Here is a 23,027-nt window from a genome sequence, read left to right as displayed (position 1 = left end):
AAAAGTGATTTTTTTATAAAAAATATCAATCCTATTATTTGATTTACTCAGAGTATTGAGTAAATTAGTCACCTATGTTTGAAAGAACTCATTTACAAATCATTAAGAAAAGAATTAATGAATCAAGAAAATTTATTCAAGTTATATTAGGCCCAGACAAGTAGGTTTGGGAATTAGCCCGATTGCAAATGAAGGTATTACTCGTAGGCACAAGCGGGATTCCGTATGCTGATTTTCTAAAAATAAACCCTATCGAATTGTTTTAAATTGTTTCTTCACCTTCAACCAGAAACAAAGCAAAGAAGAGAACACCTGATCTTTCAATTTTTCCCGAAGAAATTTCATAGAGCGTCCCATTTGCGTTCGCACGGTATTAATACTGACACCCAACGTATCCGCAACATCTTGATACTTCATACCTTCGGCACAAATCATCATAAAAACCCGACGACGTTCAAGGGGCAGCTGATTAATAGCTGCATACAGAATTTCCATTTCATGTAGCTCACCTTCTCCCCTGTTTTCATTCTCAGAGGCCATTTCCGCCATGACCTTTTCATGTCGTAACTCCCGACGTTGAGTCCCTCGAAGATCATTTAACGCGGCGTTCTTTACCAGATGAAACATATAACGATCCAACCCGTCCGAGAGCTTTTCAAAATGGCGATTCTCCCAAACATTCACGAAACAATCCTGCACCACGTCCTCGGCAGCATCCACGTCTTTCAATATCCCCGTGGCAAACAAGACCAGCACCTCATAATACTCCGAGAAAAAAGCCTGAAACGCGCTCTTTTCTCCTTTTTTCAATGCGGCCAATATTTCTTCTGATCGATTCATTCACATAGATTGATTCCACAAAATAAACAATTATATTACAATAATATATGATTTCATTCTAAATTTTAAAATAAAACAAAAAACGGAACCTTTTCAGGCCCCGTTTTTCCCATTAATCATATAGTATCAATCTAAAACCAAATTCCCTTGAGGATCTATTTCTACACTTATATCCATCGAATGCTCTTTCTGCAAAACAAAATGGTAAACATCACTACCGGAAGCGTATTCTATGTATTGCACGCTGGCAATGGAAAAACTGTTATACGCCTCGCCCTTCAACACGTCAAGCACCACCTGAGGTACATCGGCCTTCAACACCGGCCAAGAAGTCTTCATCCAACCGTTATTCCGGTCAAACAAAACTTCTTTTACCAAGCTACCATCCAGAATACCGACTTCCAACATACCATCCTGCCAACGGTCAACCGTAACAACCAAGGCCTTCGGGTACTGCTGGGTAATGAAACTACTCACGGCCGTCGGTAAAGTAGAAGCCTCTTCATTTACCTCCTTTACCAGTTCCCCCTTCTCGTTGAAATAAATCAACATCTCCTCGTTTCCCTTCTCGATCTCCAAGCGGTAAACCGTGGGCATATTCAACCGCTCCAGTACGTCGGCATCTTCCACTTGCCAAGCGCTATACATGCTCTCGTTGAAACCCGTCTTCACCTCCGTAGGGAGATTGGCAAACAGAATGTCCGTCTCCGTCATCATCCATTTTCCGGATGCATCAAACCAAGCATCCACTTCCTGCCCGTTCTGATGAAATTCCGCCTTTTCATACTCTCCTTTTTTCTCCCAGCTCACGGCCCCTGCATTCGGGAACTTCACCTCAAAAGCGGCCACGACACTCTTTCCCGGGGTGTACCCCTTATCATCATCGTCGTCATCATCATGACAAGCGGCAAAAACAAACAATGATGCCATCCATAGCGTCACCATTAAAATCCTTCCTCTCATAATCTTTCTCAAATTTATCTGTTTAACAATTTTGTTTTCTGATACTCATTCTAACGAGAAAAAGTAAAAGAAAGTTTCCGATGAAAAACTTCTCCGCGAAAGAATAACCTGCTCATAGAATACGTACTTTTGCACCGGATAAAGAAAAGTCATGAATACAAGTCAAGTAATTATCACACCGGAGAATATGACCAAGGACCGCAAGATCTCCATTTGTGTCTTCTTGTCCGGGTTCTCTTGTTTTGCCCAGTTATACTATTTCCAACCTCTCTTGCCCGATCTGGCCCAAGAGTTTGGATTATCAGCCAGCTACAGTAGTCTGGCCATATCATTCTCCACGCTGGGAATGGTAGTAGGACTGTTCACGGCAATGTTCGTGGCAGACTCGATTCCAAGGAAGAAACTGATTAGCGCAGCGCTATTATCGTCGGCCGTCTTTTCGGTGATCTGCTCTTATTCACCCTCCTTCTTCTTGTTGGTCGCGTTAAGCGCCCTGAAAGGATTCTTGCTATCGGGAGCCACTTCCGTGTCACTGGCTTACATATCTGAAGAAGTTCAACCCCGGAATAAAGGAAAAATTACCGGACTCTACATTGCCGGAAACGCCCTGGGGGGAATGGGTGGACGAGTAATTTCTTCCTACCTCAGTAGTGAATTCTCGTGGCGCATCGCCTCCGTCTCCATAGGTGTACTATGTGCCTTATTCGCCATATCATTCCTGATATTCAGTCCCCGTTCTGTCAATTTCAAGCCCAAACGGGAGAATTTCAAATCATTGATCGTTTCCAACCTTCACTTGATCGTCTCCGTGAAACTGATCCCCTTCTATCTGATCGGCTCCCTCATGTTAGGGATATTCGTGAGCTTGTACAACTACCTCGGTTTTTATCTGGTAAAAGAACCGTTTAACTTCTCCCCGTACTTGATTCACTATATCTATTTCATGTACCTGTTCGGGGTATTCGGCTCGATCGCCACGGCAAAATTAACAGCATTGTACAACCACTTCAAAATACTGAAAACAATCATCGCCCTTTCCGTGGCAGGATTGCTTTTGCTATACATTAACAACTTCTGGATCGTCACGCTCGGACTGGCCATTTTCACGTTTAATTTCTTCGTGGTACACGTGATCTGTAACCGAATCGTCAGTGACTACAACCTCCAAAAACGTTCGGTCACCATCTCCATCTACCTCCTGTTCTATTACATGGGGTCCAGTGTTTGGGGATCAGCCACCGGGGTCGTTCTCGACCACTTCGGTTGGCAATGGTTTATCGCCGGATTGATTCTACTCACGTTCATCCTGTACGCCATCGCTTATAAAGGCTCGAAATTGATGGAGAACTAACAAAGGTGACCATCTGCTCTCGCCCATGCAAACCGCAAGGGAAAGCGAGGTTTTATCCTCGTAAAATCAACCGTCGGGTAAAGTTTCTACCGGATAGAGCTATATTCACGTGATCAAGTTACTATTATAGATCTATCCGAATGTTAACATACCCTATAACTCTACAATATTTCATTATTTTGATAGGAGCGGAATAGGGGAGGAATGGGAGCGGAATGGGAGCGGCTAACAATATGATAAGAATTTGATGATCATTTAATAACCATATTTTAAATTATTTTAGATTTAGCAAGCCTAGAATATTCCTTCAACCACGGGTATGCAGTTTTCATACCCCCAAAATCCCAAGAGGACGCACGGGGACTCCCCAAATAAAAAAAGACTGAATAACTTTTATAGCTAAACAGTCTTTTTTGGCAAAATTCTTTCAATGGCTTACGTTGAAAAGAAAAAAATCATATTATTATTAACATTACAAAGATCAACAATTCCACCCTTTCCCGCAATCCCTTATAATGGGGATATTTCAATCAAAATATCACTCCACCTCATTAATATCGATGAGATTGTTCAGAATAGCGTACACCGTAAGCCCGGAAACAGACTTTATCCCGGTTTTCCGGATGATATTTTTCCGGTGAGTAATCACGGTGTGTACCGATATATGATGCAAATCCGCAATCTCCTTGTTAATCTTCCCTTTCGCAAGGGAAATCAAAATCTCTTTCTCTCGTTCGGAGAGTTCATTCTTATCAAGCAAATCAGCCGGGGCACTTAACGCATCGATTGAATGTAGTAACTTCTGGGCAATCTTATCACCATCATCGGCAATATCAATCGTCGTGTGATATTGTTTCAGAATCTCAGGATCGATATACTGGTAAACTAACGCCACGAAAGCCGTATCCTTCACCCCTTCAAACAACTCTTCCAGATGCTGCCGTTTTTTCAGCTCCACGGCCGAGGGGTTAATGATGATAATATCCGGATTCAAATGATTAATCCTCTCCAGACAATGAAAACAATCGGCAATAACCGCTACCACCTCAAACTCATTCCTCATTTCGATCAACTTCCTCAGTCCGGTTGAAATAATCATTGACGGCTCAATAATAACAATCTTGTAACTTTTATTATTGTTTTGCATACCGTTGCTCTAATTTCATTACTAAAGGAATAAGTATTTTATCCTCAATCAAAGAATGTTTACTCAAATCCTCTTCCAAGGCAAAGATCCCGAATAACACCCGGATACGCATATCCGATAAAGTATCTCCCGGCAAATATTTCATGATGATATTCTTCAAGTCATTCAGTTTATCATCAATATTACTATGATTTTCCCGGAACACCCCGATCTCGTAATCTCCCGGACGAGCGCCCTTCACCATATTCGAGATATAAGGGAAGACCGTCACTTCCTCGTAATCAAAATGACGAATCACCTCATTCTTGTATTCATTGAAAAAAAGATTCAATATTTGCTGATGTTGTTGTTCGCACCCTTCAGAAATCTCTTTTAACTGCTCCTGTATAGAAAGCATCCGATTTTCCAAGTAATAAGAATGAGAATTTTTCAAGTAAGCAATCAACTGGTCCACGTTCCCCCCTATTCCCTCGATCTCTTTCTCCGTCGGCAAGTATTGCTCGTTGCTGTACACGTTACAAATCATCAGGAATAACGTACACGAAACATGATTCGCCTCGCAACATTCCCGGACTGTTTTATCCCCGAATCCCAGATTTATTCCAAACCGATGTAACAGTAACAACAGTGAATAATCGGCATGAATGACGTCCGCCAGTTTCATATCCGCGGAAAATAGATGTGAATTCATATCCTTATTTTTACCGCAAATATTGGAAATAATTGATTCAACACCAAGTTTATTCATTAGTTTATAGAATTATTTATGATATTTCAAGCTTTCAAAATTACAAATACATCCTGAAAACCCACATCCTCAAAATCGGGTAAAAACACGCAGTCCACTCCCCAATTATAGGGAGTGGACTGCGTGTTAAATTTTACTTTTCAACTATACCAAATACCGATTATTCGTCTCTCCCGCCTGTATCGGGTAAACCAACACGAAACTATTGGATTGGAAATACTTGTTCAAATAATTGGGAATCCTACTCATATTTGCATGATAAGACAGCCGCTCCCGACGACTCATCACCACCCACAACGTATCGTCACTCTTTATTTCCCGGGACATGATCAAGAAATCATCCCAATCATCAAAGGACGAAAATTCTGCCTCGATCGGCCTTTTTTTATACATCTCCTTCAAGTACACCATCGTGTCTTCTGATGCGTAGAACACGGCCTTCGCACCCGAATTATGGATAATATTCCATACCTTATTCACCCACATCGGGAATCCGACCTCTTTTTCCGCCCGGGCCGGAACCACCACCAGATGACGTTTCACCGTGGCAATAGGTTGTATGGGGCGATAAATTAATGTAGTCACGTTACTCTGCCCCAGAATCGCCTCGGTCATATTCCCCAAGAAGGAGGACACGACACCTTTTCCCTGATGTAATCCCAAAACCAAATCCGTAATACCCTGCTCTTTAATCACGCTGATAATAGCATTCGCCACGTTCAGATCGTACCGCAACAAATCCTGTAACACGTTATCCGTGGCCGAAGCCGTCGTGACGGCCATATTCAACACCTTCTTGGATTGCTTGAAGGCTTTATCGTCCGATGCCTGATTATTAATCACATTCAAGGCAAAAAGCCCGTTCTTATTCTTCTTCGACTTGATTGCCGTACTCAAATTCACCAGCTCGGTCACGTTCTTCTCGTAGGACACCGGAATCAGGATGCGTTCCTGATGTTCCCCGCTTCCCTCTTTCTCTTCCGACACGTCATTCATCGCGATATTATGCGCCCCTTTCTGCGCGGAGAAAGATGCCATCGTGCAAGTGACCAGAATCATCAAAATCGTACCGTTCAACACGCTCTCGTTCAACAGACGAATCGGTTCTCCCGCCGGGGTCTCTCCCAGAATCACGTTATACCCCACCATCACGGCTGCCAAAGTTGCCGCTGCCTGTGCATTACTCAATCCGAAAATCACCCGCCGCTGGTCCACCGACATCCGGAACGTCTTCTGCGTGAGCCAAGCCGCCACGAATTTAGCCACGGTAGCCACCACGATCATCACCGCCCCCACTTTAATCGTGTCCCAATTGGTAAAGAACGCCCGGTAGTCGATCAACATTCCCACCCCTATCAAAAAGAAAGGAATAAAGATCGCGTTCCCCACGAACTCCACCCGGTTCATCAAAGGAGAAGTCGAAGGAATCAGACGGTTCAACGCCATCCCCGCGAGGAAAGCCCCGATAATAGACTCCAGTCCGGCCAATTCCGCCAAGTAAGCCCCCAAGAAAACCATGACCAGCACGAATATATATTGTGACACGTTATCCTCACACCGTTTGAAAAACCAACGTCCCACGATCGGGAACACGATCATCACGAAAGCAAAAAAGAGGATAATTGCCGCCCCCAGCCTGTACCAAAACCAATCATCCACATCCCCCACGGCCATCTCCACGATCACCGTCAACACCAACAGCGCCAAAGTATCCGTGATCATCGTCCCTCCCACGGTAATTCCCACGGCCTTATCCTTCGTGATCCCCAGTTTACTGATAATCGGGTAAGCAATCAATGTATGGGAGGCAAACATACTCGCCAGCAATATAGAAGTCAACATGGAGAAATTCAACACGTAAAGCCCGACAAGCGTTCCCAAGGCCATCGGCACCAAAAAAGTGTACATCCCGAAGGTCAAACTCTTCCATTTATTCTTTTTAAAATCCCCCAGATCAATCTCCAGCCCCGCCAAGAACATGATATACAAAAGCCCGGCTGTTCCCGAAAGAATAATACTACTATCCCGCAACACCAAGTTAAAACCATTCGGCCCGATAATTGCCCCGGCAATAATCAATCCCAACAAATGGGGAATCCTCAACTTATTCAACAATAAAGGAGCCGCCAAGATAATTACCAAAATCAACAGGAACTTCAAAACCGGGTCCGTCAACGGCAGGGTTATCGCGGCCAGTGTTATTTGCAACATAAACATCATTATTATTTATTATCCCCGTATTCCAGCATCTGTGCCAGAAAATCTGTCGGGTATTCTATTTTCACATCAACCACTTTTCCTTCTTCCTCCACCAATCTATATTTCGGATTAACAAACCCGGCATATGGAGCCACGTTCAGTTTTTGATAACGTTCCAGCACTTCCTGATGCAACACGGGATCAATCCGTACCCCGTAATTCTCGATCAAATTTCTAGCCCCCTCGAAATCACCTTCCGATTTCACCCGTTGCACCTCGGCCAATAATCTCCCGAACAGTTTCCGCAAAGCCTCGTAATCCCGGATCGTGAAATACGTCTTTCCATCCCGACTTACCCGCTCGATCACGTTATCCGCTTTGCCTTTTTCGTAAACCCAAGAGGCTATTAGCTGGCGATTACGCATGTGCGACTCTTCCAAATTATTTCCGAACTTCACCCGGGTCAACTGAACCACCAAACCGTTGCGGATATAATTGCAATACTCGCTCTTTGCCACCTCCAACGAGGGAATTACCCCCAACTCCACCAGTTTCGGGTCCATCACGTAATACAACGCGAACAAGTCCGCACGGGCCTCTTCTATCGTGGAATAATAATTTTTCAACGCCTCCTGTCCCACGCCCGGTAGCATCTTTCCGGAACCGTGTCCCAGACATTCATGCAAATCGGTATGCACGTTTCCCCCGACATACCCGTACGTTCTCACCAATTCCTTCTCCTCGTCCGAATAGGCAAACTCGTCCAGTACCCCGGAATTCAGTGAAGCCCGGTCGTACGCGTACGTGATATTATCCAGTGTTACCGACTTACTGCCATAACGTTCCCGAATCCATTCGGCATTCGGCAAATTAATCCCGATCGGAGTTGCCGGATGGCAATCCCCTCCCAGCATGGCAGCCTGTACCACTCTCGCCGTAATACCTACCACCTCACTCTTCTTGAAACGCTCATCAATCGGTGCATTCCGTTCAAACCACATGGCATTATCCGCCAATTTACGTGTACGCTTGCAGGCCTCTTCGTCCATAATCTGAACCACGGATTCCCAACTGGCCTTGTATGCTAACGGATCTCCATACACTTCAATAAAACCGTTGATAAAATCTATCGGGGCTGCCACCTCCTTCACCCATTCAATAGAGTAGCGGTCAAACAAGGATAAATCACCCGTCTCGTAATACTGGATCAATAACTCGATCACCTCTTTCTGATGCTCGTTAGAAGCATATTCCGCGGCTTTCTTCAAATATTCCACGATACGACGAATCTCTTTCCCGTATTTTCCCCCGGCAAACCAAACCTGTTCTCGCAACTGGCCTTTTTCATCACGTACCAGCGTAGAATTTAATCCCCAAGAAAGCAACGCATCCTCTTTTTTCTTCTCCCCGTAGAATTTCTCCACTTCTTCTTGTGTCACCCCCTCGTAATAATGATTGGCAGACGCCTGCACCAGATCCTTCCCCTCGTCCAGTACCACCCGCTTTGCCATATATTTCGGATCAAAAATAACACGTTCCACTTCCTCGTACAACTGTTCCGCTCCCACTTCCCGAAGAAGTGACTTAAAATATTCGGGAGTAAACGAAGGGGTAAACTTTTCCATCGAGTAATGATGATGTACCCCGTTAGCAAAAAACACTTTTTTAGCGTACACCAAAAAAGCCTGAAACTCTTCCGTCTCCCGGTTTCCTTGATATGCCCGAAGAATACTTTCCAATGCCGCCCGGACCCGAAGATTGTATTTATTATTCTGATCCCAGAGAATATCTCTCCCGGCCAAAGCCGCCCGGCTCAAGTAAAAAACAAATAACTTTTCCCGCAAGGACAATCCCTCAAAAGCGGGGACATCGTAACGCAATATTTTTATATCATCAAACTGTTCCAATAAATACACTTGTTCTTTCATTCTGCACCTCCTGTTTCTGATGTTCCATGTCCGCTGATTTTCAACGAATCATATATTCGACGCACAACACCTCTGGCCGTGTCATCTCCTTTCTTATTACTCGAAATAAATTGATAAAGTTTCAATCCGGTCGTGTATAAAGTAATTTTAAATTCATATTCCGTCCCTCTCTGCACGTATGTTCCCTGCATAACGACCCCACTCAAATCACCCTCCTCCACGTAAGCAATATCATTTTTCAGATCGAACACACCCGGCTGACTTTTCAACTGATTCAATCCCCCGTTTACAGCCCCCTCCAAATCAACCTGCCCAACTTCAGGCGTGTACTCGGTATATAAATACATAAATTCCAGACCGTTGCCATTATAATTAAACGTCTGCATCTCTTTCACCAAAGGACGAACCTCTTCCGGCAACTTATTCATCACGTTCCCCACGGGCTTCATCGCCTTGGGCGTGGCAAGGGACACCCCTCCCGCGTATGTTCCCGTGTACCATTGCTGCTCCAACACCGGGGTATCATCATCTCCATACAACTCGTCATAACTATTCTTCATCCCGTTTATAACAAGCGCTACCATCAATATGACCAGTACTCCCCCGACGCACCCGGCAATCAAACCTTTCTTATTCCCTTTCTTCCCGGTCGGTTTCATCATATTTCCCTTCTTCACCTGTTCTTCAGTCAAACAAACCTCTCGCTGGAAATCCTCGAATGACTTCTCCGGGTGTTTCACTTTCCAATCCTTGTAATTATCCTCCAGTTTCCGGTTACACAAACCACATACCACCAAGTACTCGGACTTCACCTCGTTCAGGTGATTACAATGTTTACATTTCAAATAATACATCTCTCACTCGTTATGATTAAACCTTTCCAATATCTGAGCCGAAGCCTTGATCGAACGCTTGTACCAAGCAAATAACACTTCGTAACGTTCCTCCTCCGGTAAATGCCAGTCTATATCTGTTTGTCGCAAACGCTGTACCACGCTATACATCAGTAAAGCGGCACACACACTCACGTTATAACTCTCCGTAAAACCATACATGGGTACTTTCACGAACTCGTCGGCCCTCGACAACACGTCATCCGACAATCCCGTCAGCTCCGTTCCCATGAAAAAAGCCATCTTTCCCTTGTCAAGGTCAATATCATCAATAAAAGTATCTCGTTCATGCGGGGTTGTTGCCACGATCCGGTACCCCTGCGATTTCAACATCTCGATCGTCTCCACCGTGTTATTCTCTCTCTTCCGATGCCGATGAACGGTCAACCAGTCGGCAGCTCCCATCGAAATCTCAGAATTATCGGTGAAAGAATTCATATTTTCAATCACATGAACGTTCTGAATCCCGAAACAATCGCACGAACGCAACACGGCGCTACAATTATGTTGCTGGTAAAAATCCTCAAGTACCATCGTGACATAACTCGTTCGTTCCGCGATTAACCGACGAAACAAATCATTCTTATAATCCGTCACAAACTCACTCAGATACTCAACCTGCTCTCTTACAGTATGCATAATGCTATTTTAAGGTGACTTCGTCACGTTAAAAGTTACAAGTTCACAAGTTGCAGGTTACAAGTTCATTTCGCTCCGGTTTTCACAACCTGTAACTTGCAACTTGTTCATCACCAAATCAATTTGATGATGAACAAAAAAAGGGTGTCTCAAAACACCCCCTTTTAAATCTCTTAAATGGTAATTATAGTTGGCCTTCTAATTCAGCACCAGCTTTAAATCTCACCACCTTCTTAGCCGGAATTTGGATTGTTTTCCCGGTTTGCGGATTTCTACCTGCTCTTGCACTTCTTTCAGATACAGAGAAAGATCCGAAACCAACCAATGCTACTTTTTCATCTTTTTTCAAAGATTCTCCGATCGTAGCTACAAAAGCCTCTAATGCTTTTTTAGAATCTGCTTTTGTCAAACCAGCTTTTTCAGCAATCGCGTCAATTAATTGAGCTTTATTCATAATAGACAGTTTTAGGATTAGAACTAATAAATTCTTTATACATTCGCAAATGTAGATATTTTCTTGATGAATGCAAATTTTTTACCAAAAAAACGAAGTCACTTTAACACATTCGGTTATAACCAGTCCCTCCCCTTCTTGTTTCTTAACAAATAGCCTCTGCACAGCCTTCTCCATCCATCGCGGCCGAGACAATTCCCCCGGCATATCCGGCTCCTTCTCCACAGGGATATAACCCGACAATTTCCGGATGCATCATCTTTTCTGTTTCTCTTGGAATCCTCAATGGAGAAGAGGTTCGGCTCTCCACACCCAACAGAAGGGCATCCTCCGTGATAAACCCCCGGGCCTTTTTCCCGAACTGCTCCAATCCGGCACAAAGACGCTGGTAAACGACTTCGGGTAACCATTCCTGAAAAGAGGTTGCCCGTATTCCCGGTTTATAAGAACTTTTTGGTAAATTTTCACTTAAATGTCCTCTCAGAAAATGAGTTAATCGTTGAGCCGGAGCATACAAGTTCTTCCCTCCCTGTTCCCAAGACGCCCGCTCTAAATCCTCTTGAAATTCCAACCCGGCAAATAACCCCTTGTACCTCATTCCAGTCAATTCACTCTCCCCAATCGAGGTTACCATGGCCGAATTTGCCCATACCGTGTTTCTACCGGATGCAGACATACCATTCACCACTTGTTGTTCGGGTCCCGTGCAAGCCGGAACGACCACCCCTCCGGGACACATACAGAATGAGTATACCCCTCGCCCATCCACATTCGTCACGAAACTATACTCGGCAGCAGGTAGAAAATTTCCCCGCCCTTGCGGGTTATGGTACTGAATCCGGTCAATTAACTCTTGGGGATGTTCCAGTCGAAGCCCCACGGCAAAATCCTTCGGCAGCATCAACACGGATCGGGCCTGTAACATCCGGTACACGTCACGGGCCGAATGTCCCGTGGCAAGAATAACGTGTTCTGCCCGAATCTCCTCATCACCTGTCACAACTCCTTTCACCCGATTCTGCTCTATAATAATATCCCTCACCCGACTATTAAAACGTACTTCCCCACCATATTTCTCGATCGTCTTACGCATATTCACAATCACCTGAGGCAATTTATCCGTGCCGATATGTGGGTGAGCATCAATCAATATATTAGGATTCGCCCCATGATAGACCAGGATTTCCAAAATACGATCCACGTTTCCCCGCTTCTTCGAGCGGGTAAACAATTTACCATCCGAGAACGTCCCGGCCCCTCCTTCCCCGAAACCGTAATTCGAATCTTCATTCGCCACCCCGGTTTTGTACAAACGATTCAGATCCTGTTTCCGCTCTTCCACGCATTTCCCTCTCTCCAAAACTATCGGTCTTTTCCCCAACTCGATCAAGCGTAAAGCCGCGAACAAACCGGCCGGTCCGGCACCCACCACGACAACCGTCCCGGCAGACGAAACATCCCGGTATTGGGGAGTAAATACCCGTTCCTTCTGTTCCACCCGATCCAGATGAACACCAACTTTCAGTTGAATAACAACCCTACGCTGACGGGCATCTATTGATTTTCGCAAAATCTCCACATGCACGATCCTCTCCTGCCCCACGTGCAACATCCTTGCCAACAGTTCATTAACAATCTCTCGATCATGTGCCTCTTCCGGCGTAATCCTCAATTCTATTTCTTTATACATAAATATGGTGGCTTCGCCACGTTACAGGTTACAAGTTACAAGTTCAAAATTATTTGTTCGGTAATTAACCTGCAACTTGTAACCTGTAACTTGCAACTATTATTTCGTGCGAAAATAAGAAAAAAATCATACCTTCGCACGACAGATTTAAACAATAATTACTATGAACAAGATAGCGTTAATCACAGGAGCCACTTCCGGTATCGGAAAGGCAACAGCGACCAAATTGGCCGAAATCGGGTATAACCTCATTATCACCGGACGCCGGGGCGATCGTCTGACCGCACTGGAAGACGAATTAAAGGCAAAAGGCATCAAAGTACTAGCTCTTCAATTCGATGTTCGTAACCAACAGGAAGTTCACAACGCAATCAGCAACCTACCGGCAGAATGGCAAAATATAGATATTTTAGTCAATAATGCAGGTCTTGCCGTGGGAACTTCTCCTATCCAAGACGGGATTCTGGATGATTGGGAACGCATGATCGACACCAACGTGAAAGGCCTTCTTTACATCACCCACGAAGTAGTCCCCTTGATGATCAAAAATGAAAAAGGACATATCGTCAACATCGCCTCCGTGGCAGGTAAGGAAGTTTACCCCGGCGGGAACGTGTATTGTGCCACCAAACACGCCGTGGACGCCCTTTCCAAAGCCATGCGCATCGATATGTTGAAACACAACATCAAGGTAACCAACATCGCTCCGGGAATGGTTGAAACCGAATTCTCCGTAGTGCGCTACAAAGGTGACCAACAAGCCGCAGACAACGTGTACAAGGGGGTTACCCCCCTCACGGGAGAAGACATCGCCGACACGATCGTGTTTGCCGTAACCCGTCCGGCTCACATCTGTTTGAACGATATTCAGATTATGCCTACCGCTCAAGCTAGTTCTAGAGACGTGAACAGGAAATAATAGGAGTATTCAAAAGGGAAAATCGATTGGTAATCAGCTGAGGCTGTCCAAAAAGTCATTTTTCAAACTCCCTCCCGGCTTCGCCGTACTCCCTCTATAAACAGAGGGAGAGCTGAAATACTCTCTATATTCGGGAATAGTCACCAGCTCCTCCTCTGTTTATAGAGGAGGTGGCACGAAGTGACGGAGGAGTTTTTTGAAATAAAATAGACTTTTTGGACTGTCCCGTTGAGATCAAAAAAAGAAAATGCACTCTCACAGTGCAAAATTCAGATGAAAATGCACTCTTACAGTGCATTTTTTATTATCTTTGTGAAAAAGGAACGTGATATGGAAAAATTATTGGAACATTTTAACAAGCTACTTCAAGAAACAAAGACCGACTTCCACCGATACATTTATTCCAAAATAAATTGGAACAGCCGAATGATCGGTCTAACCGGACCAAGAGGTGTCGGCAAAACCACCCTAATACTCCAATACATTAAAGAGAACTTGAATCCGAACACGGCATTGTACGTCACGGCAGAAGATTTCTACTTTGCAGACCATAAACTCTTGGATTTGGCTGATTCATACACGAAAGTAGGCGGTAAACACCTATTTATCGATGAAATTCATAAATATAAAAACTGGTCGAAAGAATTAAAACTAATCTATGATTACCACCCGGAATTAAAAATCATATTCACCGGATCCTCGATACTAGACATCAATAAAGGAGTTTCCGATCTGAGTCGAAGAGCCATCATGTACCAAATGCAGGGACTTTCTTTCCGAGAATACTTACAACTATTCCATCAAATCTCGACCGACATCTACGATTTACAGGACATCATCACCCACAAGGTGGAAATTCCGGAATCAATACATCCCCTGCCCCTTTTTCAGGATTACCTGAAACGAGGTTACTACCCATTTGCCCTAGAAGACACATACGATCAGCGTTTACGACAGATCATCAACCAAACGCTGGAATCCGACATTCCCCTGTACGCGGATATGAATGTATCCACGGGCCGAAAACTAAAACAATTATTAGCGATCATAGCGAAAAGCGTCCCATTTAAACCCAACCTAAGTAGCATCGCGGAAATGTTGGGAGCCAGTCGTAATAATATAGCCGATTATTGCCTGTACATTGAAGAAGCCGGACTTATTTCACAACTACGTGATGCCACCGGCGGTGTTCGAGGATTAGGAAAAGTAAACAAAATTTACTTGGATAACACGAATTTAATTTACAATCTGGCACACGAGAATTCGAATATCGGCAATATTCGAGAAACATTCTTTTTTAATCAAACCAGAGTCATTGCTGATGTTATTGCATCCCCCGCATCCGACTTCCTGATCAATGACATCACGTTTGAAGTCGGGGGAAAGAACAAAAAGCAAAAACAAATTCAAAATATTGAAAACAGCTTTGTTGTAAAAGATGATATTGAATTCGGGTACATGAACATCCTTCCTCTCTGGCATTTTGGAATGACGTACTAAAATTTTACTATATTTGCTGTATTATAATCAAGTATGTATGAATACAAATTTGTTGACTACCATTACCTTATTGATATGTCTAGTAATAAGCTCTAGTTGCAATGACAACAAAGATGACGGCTCAAGAGGTTTCATGTGTGTTGCCACGATTATCGGGGACACGACAAACGGTTTCCATTGCTATCTGGATGGCGGGGGACTGGTAATCTCATACGATCAAAATCTCGCTGATGCGGAAAGAGGCTATTTCGGCTTTTATTATAACGAGGAAGACTGGGAAACCTCCGCAAACGGTGAAAAGTTTATCAACAATGCCCATGTCGTCACGTGGTCAAAATACGAGATAATTCACCCGATTAGCAAAGAGGAAGCCAATAATACAAACATAGCCGAGCATTGTCAATTACCATCATTCTTAGGTGTAGGTTACGGGTATCATGGTTATTTTGATCTACATGCAGGTTTCTCCACGGTAAACTCGGTAACCGGAGAGAAAATTCAAGGTAAAATCAATATCGTATATGATCCCCAAGAACAAACCCAAGATTCACTGAAATTGCAACTTTACTATAATCCGAATATTCCCGATGATTGGTCAAAAACTCTAACCGACCACGGAACCGTATCATGTGATATTTCATCACTTGTAAACCTTCAACAATGGAAAGATTCGGTAACCATCATCGTAAAATCCGGGGACAAAGAAAAACATCGCACCAAGATCAGCAAAAATGATTTTCTAAAACCCGACAAACATTAATTCGTTGGTAATCACATACTACTTTACAGCCCATTAAGATAATGCTTGTTTTCATATTCAAACTCCTCCGTCACTTCGTGCCACCTCCTCTATAAACAGAGGAGGAGCTGGTGACTCTTCCCGAAGAAAGGGAGTATTTCAACTCTCCCTCTGTTTATAGAGGGAGTACCCCGAAGGGGGGAGGGAGTTAGTTTACTGTAAACTCATATATAAGTTCCAATTCATTTATAATCCTTTTCCCCATCCACGACAACAAAACTCTGCCGTAGTGAATTCCCCTTCGCATCCACGAGATAAAGCGTATGTCGTCCGGGGGCCACGTTCACCTCTAATTGGTGATGATAACGGGTAGTTCCCAGAAATTGATCGTCGATATGCCAGTACACCAACGTGGAAGGCTCCCGATGAGCCATTTCAAACACAACACCACGCACCACTCCCCCTAAATCTTTGGGAATAAACACCCGCAATCCCCGCTGCGGGTAAATCATTTCCATCACGTCATCCTGCCCCCGCTGGCAATCGGCACGATAAGGTGGTAATTTCTTGTAATCCGAATGTGTGCGGGCATAATACCACTCCTGTACGGGAGACAGCACGAACCAAGGTTCAATCCTCATGCGTGACACGGACTCACATTCCGAATCCACCCGGAATTTACCCGTCCGATCAAGATTCACCAATCGATGGTAAGGACAAACCTCTGTTTTCTCCCCGGCACGGGCAATATAAACGGTATCTATTTCCGGGCATATTGAAGATGCCCGATACCCACTCTTACGACAAACGGCAACCGCAGACAACTCCTCCTTCGGCATATAGAAACGAGCATCTGTCCTCACCAAAGAGGCCACCTCAAACAAAATCGGTGCCGCGGCCCGTACCCCGATCAGCCCGGGACGTCCCTCGCCATCCGCATTTCCAACCCACACGCCAATCACGTACTCCGGATTCACCCCCACCGCCCAAGCATCCCGGAAACCGAAACTCGTTCCCGTCTTCCAAGAAAGATTCATCGAAGAGGCAAAATTCTTCCATCCCGACTCCAAATCCGGCCGTTCCACGTCCTGCAAAGCCTTGAGTGTAAGCCATACCGCCGCGGCATTGACCACGTTATTCTGCACCTCGACACTATCCACCTGTTCACCTGCCCAAAGTCGTAAACGTCGAAACTCGTGGTTAAAACTCGTCCCGTCACACTCGTTATAGTGCCTCAAAATGGAAGCCATCCCCCCGTACATATTACACAAATCCCACAACTTACACTCGGCTCCTCCCAAAATCAAACTTAACCCGTAATTCTCCGCCTTCCGATTTAACGTCGTGATCCCCATCTTTTTCAAATCATCATAGAAATGCTCCACCCCATACTCCCGCAACAAGCGCACGAAAGGAATATTCAAAGACATTGACAACGCCTTGTCGGCAGGGACAATACCTTGGAAATCCTTGTTAAAATTCGAGGGAACATATCCCCCGAAACGGGACGGCACGTCCGACACGATCGTCCCCGGCAAGATATACCCGGATTGCTGCATCAGCGCGTACAACGCCGGTTTCAAAATACTCCCCGAACTACGGTTCGACGTGATAATATCCACTTGATTTCCCCCATCATCACGCACCTTAGGCCCGTTTCCCACGTAAGCCCGTACCTGTCCGGTCGGGATATGCGCTACCAACACGGCAGCATTATAGATATGATTGTGTTTCAACACGTCAATATGCCGCCTCACAATCCCGTTCACCTGTTCCTGCAACCGGGAATCAATAAACGTCTGGCTGATCTTCCCCCGACGCTGCCCGTAAGCTCTTGCCAGCAAATGAGGTGCGATACACTCCGGACTATACACCTGTTCCGGTAAAGGTTCCGCCATCGCCATTTCTAAATCCCCTTGCTCAAAATATCCCTGTTCATAAAGTTCACGCAACAGAGCATCTCGCTTTCCTTTCAGACCGGGCATATTCTTTCCCGGGTACATCAAAGCCGGGGCATTGGGCAACACGGCAAGTAATGCCGCCTCAGCCCAGCTCAGTTCATCCGGCTGACGATTAAAATATTTCAACGAAGCCGCCTGTATTCCCACGATATTCCCACCAAAAGGGGCGTGATCCACGTACATATTCAGAATCTCCCATTTCGTGTAACTCTGTTCCAAACGAATCGCCAGCAACATTTCCAATATCTTCTCCGGAATCGTTCGGGGCGGGTTGTCACGTGACAGCCGAATTACCTGCATCGTCAACGTACTCCCGCCACTCACCACCGAACCCCTCCGCACGTTCAACCACAACGCCCGTCCCACCGCCAGCGGGTCCACCCCGGAGTGTGTCAAAAACCGCTTATCCTCGAAACATAGTAAGGCGGCCATATACTTCATGGAAAGGCACCCCCTGCCCGACACCCGGTACTGCCCGTCACTCGCCACCGTCATACCCATAATCTCCCCCTCCTTATCCAAAATCACCGTGGAATAAGGCACAGTAAACAACGGGGTTGGTAGAAAATACCACCACCCAATTACCAAGGCAAGCAACACACTCCCCCCGATCCCTAACCTTAGGATCAGTCTTCGCATAGTTTCTCGCCCGACACGCATAGTAAATTGATTACAAAGAGTAATCCTCTATATGAAATCCCCGCAGGAACTCTTCTGTCTTCATTCGCTTTTTCCCGGACAACTGTAACTCTTTTATCCGAATGACTCCCCCCTCTACCAACACGTCCAGGTAAGTTTTATTATCCGTTGATAAACCAACGTCTTTCCCATGATCTTTCACGATTCGCTCCGTCTCGAAAATCTTCAACGACACGACCTCCCCGTTCTTCTTGTTTCGGAATTCGGTCCACGCCGTCGGAAAAGGTGAAAGTCCTCGTATATGATTAAAAATAGCGTCCAAACCTAGTGACCAATCCACCTTCATATTCTCCTTGAATATTTTAGGTGCGTGTTTCGGTTCACGCCCGGCCAACAACCCGACCTGATCCTGCAACGGGTAATCTCCGGCAGCCATAGCCTCCACCGTTTTCACCAACAAATCGGCACCCGTGTACATCAATTGATCGTGCAACTCTCCGGCTGTCATGTTCGGTCCGATCTCCACCCGCTCCTGAAAAATCAAATTCCCGGTATCAATCTCGTGTTTTAAAAGAAAAGTCGTCACCCCGCTACAAGTCTCCCCGTTCATCACCGCCCAGTTGATCGGGGCCGCACCCCGGTAATCCGGCAACAGTGACGCGTGTAAATTTACCGTTCCCAACCGAGGCATATTCCAAACCACCTCCGGCAACATCTTGAATGCCACCACGAGCTGCAAATCCGCTTGAAAACCCCTCAACTCCTCCAAAAACCGTTCATCCCGAAAACGCTCCGGCTGCAACACGGGAATCCCCTTCTCCACGGCAAACTTCTTCACGGGAGACTCTTGAATCTTTTGTCCCCTTCCCGCCGGTTTATCCGGATTGGTCACGACAGCCACGACCTTGTGTCCGGCCTCCAGCAACTTCTGTAACGGATACACCGCAAAATCCGGTGTTCCCATGTACACGATTCTCAATTCACGCATTTTTATCTTTCTTTTTAAAGAAACCGATGATCTTCTTGATGAAATTAGTATACGATTCACTACTCATGACAGCCGAATCTGTCATGGCCGTGTAAGTCAACACTGCCCCCAACGGTAACAGAACCACGGAAGAAATCCACATTCCCTGCCAAGGCTCCAACACCCCTTCCCGGGCCGCTCGTTCCCCCATCATCCAGATAATATAATACACGATAAACAGGAAGATCGAAACCACCACCGGAGCCCCTAATCCTCCTTTACGGATAATCCCCCCCAGCGGGGCCCCGATAAAGAAGAAAATAAAACAGGCAAATGACAAAGTAAACTTTCTGTGCCATTCGATATTATATTTACGAACGGCCTCTTCGTCCCGTTTATTGATAGATAAATCATTCATGTGACTCGTTTGAGCCCCCCGGGCAAGCTGCACGGCCTGGTCAATCGTGTTTTTCCGTTCCTCCACGTCAAAAGTCTGGTAAAGACTATCCAGATTCCTGACAACCCCTCTCGTCTCTTCACGAATCACACTATCCCGCTTGGGGTTTCTCTCCTGTTTCCTCACGTAATTCTCCCGGAGCATATCATGCGCTTTTCTTTGTTTCCGGCTATCTAATCGTAGGGACAAGGCCGAAACCGTACTATCCAGCTGGGCAATATTTAACATCCCGTAGCTATTCTTGAACAAGTCTTCATCCGTACGCTGCAAATCCTTATCGCCTAAGGGGATAACAAAATACTGTTTGTCAAACTGCACTCGCCGGAAAGGATAGGTTTTATTATTATTCGACTTCAACCCCTCGTCCGTGTACGTGTAACCGTGATACAATTCCACCTCCATGAAACGCCCCGTCGGGTCTGCCTCCATGATACCGGAATCTGCAATTGTCATCTCATAATTACCCTTTCTATCCGTATGATTGTAAATCAACATATTGTACATCATACCCGACTTCTTGTCGATCTTATCCACCTTAATACTATACCCCTCTATATCATTGATAAACACTCCCTCCTTCAAGGATAATTCCGGTTTCTGTCGTTTTATATCGTACAATAAGCTACTCGCCTTCAAGTTAGCGTAAGGAAGAACATTGTTGGAAAAAAAGAATGCCGCAATCGTGAAAATAACGATCAGCACGATCAACGGTTTCATAATCCGGTACAGGGAAATACCTGCCGCTTTCAACGCCGTTAACTCGTAATTCTCCCCTAAACTACCAAATGTCATGATGGAGGCCAACAACACGGCCAATGGTAAACCCATCGGCACGAGTGTCAATGACACGTAAAAAAGTAATTCTGAAATAACATGACCTTCCAATCCTTTTCCCACCAGATCATCAATATATCGCCACAAGAACTGCATGATCAAAACGAACATACTGATAAAAAAGGTGGCCACGAAAGGACCGACAAAGCTTTTAAGCATAAACAGGTGGAGTTTCTTCATCTTTAGCACCTTATATTGGTTTTCTTATTTTTCTACTTTACTCGTGATAAACGAATTCACAAAGATAGAAAAAAACTTTATCCACCAACCGTGCGATGTAACATTTCGACCTGTTTATTCCATAATTCAATGGCATCCCCCTCTTCATCAGCATCCACAAAATCCGTGATGATCAAAGCGACCTCCTCCGTCAAAGGCTCTACGTGGAGCGAAAATTCAAAAAATTCTTCCTCATCGTCCGCATCCAGCCACTTGAAGCGCACGTAAGAATTTTTCTTCATATCCACTAACTCCGCTTCTTCACCAATACCATCCCACACAAACGTGAAGATATTTCCATCATGTTTCACATCATCGGAAAACCACTCCGCCAAACCGGGAGCAGAACTTAGACGGGAGAACAATATTGTTACCGACGATGAGAAAATGTACTCTAAATCGATTCTTTTCCTCATACTTCATTTCAATTTGCCCGACAATATATAAAAGTTTTACCGGATATACAAGAAAAAACGAGACTTTAAGATGAATACATTCCCGTTATTGCTGAACCTCAGAATCCTCAATCAACCGATCACCGGCAAAACCGGACAACACAGTTTCCTTGAATTGTTTTTTCCAGACTTCATCCCGGCTTTCATCCACCCGGGAAAAACGAATGATAATATCTCCCACCGACATCGTGTGCAAATCCGAGGCCGGGTAATAGAAATAATCGTCCTCTTCCTTCGCCTCTACCAGAATATGTAAATCCACCAGTTCTTGCAACACGATACGTAATTTCCCGGTATTAATCTTCAATTCCTTGTTAATCATCCCCAAACTCGGACCACCCCCTCCGTTCACGTACACCCGAGCCACGAACCTCATGATTTTCAATGCACATTCCAACGTCTCCATCCAAGCCGTATCCCCGAACAACTCGTTTTTATACATGAAATGCCTGTTCCGGAAAATATAGCACAATTCCGTCCCCCACAACACGACACTCCAGCTCAACTGCAACCACACCAATAACAACGGCAAGGCGGCCAGCGTACCGTATATGGCACTGTAAGAACTCATGCCGATCTGGAAACGGATGTAAAACCATTGAATGATCTGGTAAACCGTCCCGGCAATCATCGCCGCCACGAAAGCGTGCTTGAACTTCACCGGGGTCGCCGGCATGAACATATAGAGGAAGATAAACAGCATCCACACCAGCATATAAGGCAGCAACTTGATCACAATTTGGAGAAAGGAACTGATCAACGGAAAATTCTCCTGCCACCCGGAACTTGTCATGAACAAATTCAAGCTACTCACGAGAATCATCAGAATCGGGGCGATAAAGATAATTGAGAAATAATCCGTGAACATCCGCCGTAAACTCCTTCCCTTTCGCACCCCCCAGATACGATTCATCGTCATTTCAGTACTATTCAACACCTTGATCACCGACCAAAGCAAAATCACGATACCGACACCCGTGATCACCCCGCCCTTGGCATGATCAATCGCTTTCGTGACATACCCCAGCAACTGCCCGGCAAACTCTTGGTTATCGCCCAATTGCAACATAAACTCCTTCTCCAAAGCCTCGCGGGCACCAAACCCGGCAGCCAAAGCGAAAGCCAGCGCCATCAGCGGGATAAACGACAGGATCGAATAAAACGTGAGTGCTGACGCCGAAATCGTACACGCATCCTTGATAAAACGATTGAAAGAAACCACCACGATAGACAACGCCTTCTGCAAGAACTCCGTGATCACGAAACGATTCCCATAATCCCTGCGTAAAACCATGTAATGATAATCCAAATCCAACAGACAATCCATACGACGGAGCATCTCTTTTTTATATCGAAGCAACAGACTTATCCCCTTATGCTCTTTCAATCTATTCATATCCCTTTTCTTTGAAAATATTCGAGTTTCAAAGGTACGAAAAACCCCGCAACTTCCATTACGGGGTTTTTAATATATTTTATTATTTC

At 45.1% G+C, this 23,027-nt stretch carries 19 protein-coding genes; 4 read left to right on the top strand and 15 right to left on the bottom strand.

Translation table 11 applies throughout. The annotated features are described in order from the left end of the window. Nucleotides 1-249 precede the first annotated feature (249 nt). Complete coding sequence (locus AB5542_RS03710; RefSeq protein ID WP_279037464.1) at nt 250-840, bottom strand: RNA polymerase sigma-70 factor; 591 nt, start codon at nt 838-840, stop codon at nt 250-252. 126 nt (nt 841-966) lie between these two features. After that, nucleotides 967-1,803, bottom strand: a complete 837-nt coding sequence (locus AB5542_RS03705) for a PepSY-like domain-containing protein (RefSeq protein WP_279037466.1) — start codon at nt 1,801-1,803, stop codon at nt 967-969. A gap of 151 nt (nt 1,804-1,954) precedes the next feature. Between AB5542_RS03705 and AB5542_RS03700 the strand changes: the two genes are divergently transcribed. Further along, complete coding sequence (locus AB5542_RS03700) at nt 1,955-3,154, top strand: MFS transporter (RefSeq protein ID WP_118302117.1); 1,200 nt, start codon at nt 1,955-1,957, stop codon at nt 3,152-3,154. Between the two features lie 538 nt (nt 3,155-3,692). Here AB5542_RS03700 and AB5542_RS03695 read toward each other — a convergent pair. The 8 genes from AB5542_RS03695 to AB5542_RS03660 form a co-directional block, all read right to left on the bottom strand. Then, nucleotides 3,693-4,301, bottom strand: coding sequence for a response regulator transcription factor (locus tag AB5542_RS03695; protein ID WP_087420514.1), 609 nt, complete (start codon nt 4,299-4,301; stop codon nt 3,693-3,695). Continuing rightward, nucleotides 4,288-4,992, bottom strand: coding sequence for a hemerythrin domain-containing protein (locus AB5542_RS03690; protein WP_229128239.1), 705 nt, complete (start codon nt 4,990-4,992; stop codon nt 4,288-4,290). Before AB5542_RS03690 ends, AB5542_RS03695 begins: the two co-directional genes overlap by 14 nt. A 201-nt stretch (nt 4,993-5,193) precedes the next feature. After that, entirely contained in the window at nt 5,194-7,260 is a 2,067-nt protein-coding gene (locus AB5542_RS03685; RefSeq protein ID WP_410518804.1) for a cation:proton antiporter, read from the bottom strand. An 11-nt stretch (nt 7,261-7,271) separates the two neighbouring features. After that, the gene (locus tag AB5542_RS03680) at nt 7,272-9,176 is read right to left on the bottom strand and encodes a dipeptidyl-peptidase 3 family protein (protein WP_279037474.1); all 1,905 of its coding nucleotides are present in this window, start codon (nt 9,174-9,176) and stop codon (nt 7,272-7,274) included. Beyond that, nucleotides 9,173-10,030: a hypothetical protein gene (locus AB5542_RS03675; protein ID WP_279037476.1), complete on the bottom strand. Its 858-nt coding sequence runs from the start codon at nt 10,028-10,030 to the stop codon at nt 9,173-9,175. The genes AB5542_RS03680 and AB5542_RS03675 overlap by 4 nt, the downstream gene beginning before the upstream one ends. Nucleotides 10,031-10,033: 3 nt before the next feature. Continuing rightward, entirely contained in the window at nt 10,034-10,708 is a 675-nt protein-coding gene (locus AB5542_RS03670; RefSeq protein WP_279037478.1) for a TrmH family RNA methyltransferase, read from the bottom strand. Nucleotides 10,709-10,892: 184 nt separating this feature from the next. Beyond that, a complete protein-coding gene (locus tag AB5542_RS03665; protein WP_027202174.1) occupies nt 10,893-11,162 on the bottom strand; it encodes an HU family DNA-binding protein in 270 nt (89 codons plus the stop codon). A gap of 145 nt (nt 11,163-11,307) precedes the next feature. Then, nucleotides 11,308-12,852, bottom strand: a complete 1,545-nt coding sequence (locus AB5542_RS03660) for an NAD(P)/FAD-dependent oxidoreductase (protein WP_279037479.1) — start codon at nt 12,850-12,852, stop codon at nt 11,308-11,310. A gap of 163 nt (nt 12,853-13,015) precedes the next feature. Here AB5542_RS03660 and AB5542_RS03655 point away from each other — a divergent pair, with 163 nt between their 5' ends. From AB5542_RS03655 to AB5542_RS03645, 3 genes are all read left to right on the top strand, one after another. Next, complete coding sequence (locus AB5542_RS03655) at nt 13,016-13,771, top strand: SDR family oxidoreductase (protein WP_279037482.1); 756 nt, start codon at nt 13,016-13,018, stop codon at nt 13,769-13,771. Nucleotides 13,772-14,101: 330 nt separating this feature from the next. Further along, on the top strand, nt 14,102-15,271 hold the full coding sequence (locus AB5542_RS03650) for an ATP-binding protein (RefSeq protein ID WP_279037485.1): 1,170 nt from the start codon (nt 14,102-14,104) through the stop codon (nt 15,269-15,271). A gap of 37 nt (nt 15,272-15,308) precedes the next feature. After that, a complete protein-coding gene (locus tag AB5542_RS03645; protein ID WP_270544857.1) occupies nt 15,309-16,031 on the top strand; it encodes a hypothetical protein in 723 nt (240 codons plus the stop codon). Between the two features lie 221 nt (nt 16,032-16,252). Here the strand turns inward: AB5542_RS03645 and pbpC are convergent, their stop codons facing one another. From pbpC to AB5542_RS03620, 5 genes are all read right to left on the bottom strand, one after another. Further along, on the bottom strand, nt 16,253-18,631 hold the full coding sequence (gene pbpC / locus AB5542_RS03640) for a penicillin-binding protein 1C (protein WP_229128238.1): 2,379 nt from the start codon (nt 18,629-18,631) through the stop codon (nt 16,253-16,255). Nucleotides 18,632-18,641: 10 nt separating this feature from the next. Next, on the bottom strand, nt 18,642-19,598 hold the full coding sequence (fmt, locus tag AB5542_RS03635) for a methionyl-tRNA formyltransferase (protein ID WP_087420524.1): 957 nt from the start codon (nt 19,596-19,598) through the stop codon (nt 18,642-18,644). After that, nucleotides 19,591-21,048, bottom strand: a complete 1,458-nt coding sequence (locus AB5542_RS03630) for an LptF/LptG family permease (RefSeq protein ID WP_118302109.1) — start codon at nt 21,046-21,048, stop codon at nt 19,591-19,593. Before AB5542_RS03630 ends, fmt begins: the two co-directional genes overlap by 8 nt. A gap of 77 nt (nt 21,049-21,125) precedes the next feature. Further along, complete coding sequence (locus AB5542_RS03625) at nt 21,126-21,503, bottom strand: START-like domain-containing protein (RefSeq protein WP_118258286.1); 378 nt, start codon at nt 21,501-21,503, stop codon at nt 21,126-21,128. Between the two features lie 85 nt (nt 21,504-21,588). Further along, a complete protein-coding gene (locus AB5542_RS03620) occupies nt 21,589-22,938 on the bottom strand; it encodes a YihY/virulence factor BrkB family protein (protein ID WP_087420527.1) in 1,350 nt (449 codons plus the stop codon). Nucleotides 22,939-23,027: the final 89 nt, after the last annotated feature.

The organism is Butyricimonas sp. RTP31003st1_G1_RTP31003_210430 (assembly GCF_040920905.1).
Classification (GTDB): Bacteria; Bacteroidota; Bacteroidia; order Bacteroidales; family Marinifilaceae; genus Butyricimonas; species Butyricimonas paravirosa.
The sequence above is the reverse complement of the archived record's forward strand: the minus strand, read 5'-3'. Positions and strand labels throughout refer to the sequence as shown.